This window comes from Candidatus Neomarinimicrobiota bacterium (assembly GCA_022567655.1).
In the GTDB taxonomy this organism is placed as follows: domain Bacteria; phylum Fidelibacterota; class SORT01; order SORT01; family SORT01; genus JADFGO01.
Map to the genome: position 1 here is coordinate 1 of JADFGO010000150.1, position 2,276 is coordinate 2,276.

Genomic DNA, 2,276 nt, shown 5'->3' on the forward strand with positions numbered 1-2,276 from the left:
TTCCATTCTTCATCGTGCCTAATATTTTTTTCAGCTCGGCTTCTATTTTCGGCTCCTCACCTTTTATGAACGGGATGATATTGCCGTTCAGATCAAGGAATGGTGTACCCGGATAACCCGCACCGGATGAGGACTGCATGGTAGTCAGATACATCCGTTCGATACCGTATTCTCCGGAGATGGGAGCAAGAGCAAGAGCGATCACAACAGCGGAGCAGTTCGGGTTCGTGACTATCCATCCGCCCTTCCCGCCGTTATTGACCAACTGTAGATGGTCGGGATTTACCTCCGGTATGACAAGAGGAACGTCACTCGCCATCCTATGGCTGGAGGCGTTACTCACTATTACATGTCCTTTTCCCTTGAAATCGAGCTCGATCTCTTCAGCAACGTTCGAATCGAGAGCCGAGAATAGTATATGAGCATCGAGATCGGCGGACGTGTCCAAAATTTGCATCTCTCTGACACTTTCAGGCATAGCCTCTTTTAAAACCCACCGGCACTTTTCAGAATATTTTTTTCCGGCTGAAGACTCTGACGCAACAAGAGCGTCAATCGTAAACCAGGGATGATCTTCGAGCAAACGGATAAGAGTTTGCCCGATGATGCCTGTTGCCCCAAGAACCGCTACCTTTTTTTTCGACTGAATACCCATATCTCCGTTAACCGATCAATCTTCTTTAAGCCGGTTTATCCCAGTTCGCACAATATACGTGAACCGAAATGTCGGTTTCAGGATAGATTTTGAACGATTTGTAACTTGTACCTTTTTTCTCGTTCACATCACGATGTGTATTATCGCAATACGGCATCGTCTTACTATTTCCACATGAACACAAAGCATATTTTTTTCCTGCCTTAAGTTTAACTTTTATAGCGCTTTCAGGTATTTCCATTCATTCTTCCTTCCATTATTCAAATTCCCTAATTTTATTTCAAGCTGCGTTAATACAACATCGAAACGCTGAATAGGACCAATATACCCAATAATACGTTCAGTTTAGCAAGCATGGGAAGTCTTCCCTGTAAATTTTTGAATTCTTCTGACGGTTCCTCACCGGGAGCCGGCGCCAGCTTACCCATCTTTGGGAATAATGAGAAAGTGATATAAAGAGCTACCAGGATCATTATAAGTGCGCTGCAAATCTTTATCGTAATAAAAGTTCCGTATTGGCTGGAAAAATCGAACAGAGTTCCCGGTTGAATCTGCATACCTCCTGTCAGGATCAGAAGAATTATGCTTGTCCACGCTACCTTGGTAAATCTTTTGCTTAATCCGCCCATCAACACTCCGGCGCTCGCCGGTTCGATCGCTCCGAGAGACGGCAGAAGTACGAGAACCATGTAAATAATTCCTCCGACCCAGGTGACTCCCGCAAGAATGTGTATGAAACTTGTTATAGACTCGACCGTCATCTTTATTCTCCTCGTTTAATTAAATACGTAGAAATTTATTTTCTTCAGATGAATTATTAAATAACAAACGTAAAAGCCCCTATATATGCGATCCCTTTAACGTTATTAGAGCCGAATAAATCGTATTTCACTGCCATTATAACCTTGGCTAACTCGCTGGCATAATAAGTAAAGCCCAAAACACCGGTCGTCTTTGAAGCGGTTAAAACAGAATCGGCGAAGTACGATCGCCCCGAATTAAGCTCTGCGATGCCTTGAAATTTCTCGTTCAGATTATAACCGATCCCGATATTCAACGTATTCGACCAATTTACAGGTTCGTCTGTTATATCATTTGAATGATGTGAAACGGTGAAATCCGAATCAATCGATAAGTTTTCAGAGATTACATACGTTAATACCAACCCGCTGCCGATGATTTTCGCCGTTTTTGCTTCATTCGATCTCACACCGCTTTTTGTATCGAAGTTTATGCCTGATTGGAGAGCTAATGAAGCATCGCCGCCGCTCCGGAACTGCCATTTTAATCCGAAATTCAGAGATGATACGTCCTGCGGGACGACCAATCCCGCTTCTATGTTATGGTTGAACCCGGCTGTAAACCTGAAACCGAGAGCGGATTCCGTTGCCGTGTTACCGAAGCTGAACGAACTGCCGTCCTTATCCCAGGCCTGATTGCTCCTGAAGACCTCAAACGACGGCTCGAATTCGAATGTTCCGGCGGGTACGGTTTCCGATGCAGGTACCACAATCTTGGAATTGGATATGCCGCTTATCTGAGCAATTGCATTCACTGCAAATACGCTTAGCCATATCCCCGTACATATCAGACAAATATATTTCATAACTATTCCTTAATA

General features: G+C 43.9%; 4 protein-coding genes. All 4 read right to left on the reverse strand.

What is annotated here, in order from left to right; genetic code table 11:
* Nucleotides 1-655 (reverse strand): aspartate-semialdehyde dehydrogenase (locus tag IID12_10280; GenBank protein MCH8289470.1); only part of this gene is annotated, 655 nt, incomplete at its 3' end.
* A gap of 25 nt (nt 656-680) precedes the next feature.
* Nucleotides 681-896 carry a CDGSH iron-sulfur domain-containing protein gene (locus IID12_10285; GenBank protein ID MCH8289471.1) on the reverse strand — a complete coding sequence of 72 codons (216 nt, stop codon included), beginning with the start codon at nt 894-896 and terminating at the stop codon, nt 681-683.
* Nucleotides 897-945: 49 nt separating this feature from the next.
* The gene (locus tag IID12_10290; protein MCH8289472.1) at nt 946-1,416 is read right to left on the reverse strand and encodes a CopD family protein; all 471 of its coding nucleotides are present in this window, start codon (nt 1,414-1,416) and stop codon (nt 946-948) included.
* Nucleotides 1,417-1,472: 56 nt separating this feature from the next.
* Complete coding sequence (locus IID12_10295; GenBank protein MCH8289473.1) at nt 1,473-2,261, reverse strand: hypothetical protein; 789 nt, start codon at nt 2,259-2,261, stop codon at nt 1,473-1,475.
* Nucleotides 2,262-2,276 lie beyond the last annotated feature (15 nt).

Excerpts from the sequence above, each read along its gene's own strand:
- IID12_10290 (MCH8289472.1), bottom strand. The coding sequence starts at position 1,416 with ATGACGGTCGAGTCTATAACAAGTTTCATACACATTCTTGCGGGAGTC.
- IID12_10285 (MCH8289471.1), bottom strand. The coding sequence starts at position 896 with ATGGAAATACCTGAAAGCGCTATAAAAGTTAAACTTAAGGCAGGAAAA.
- IID12_10295 (MCH8289473.1), bottom strand. The coding sequence starts at position 2,261 with ATGAAATATATTTGTCTGATATGTACGGGGATATGGCTAAGCGTATTT.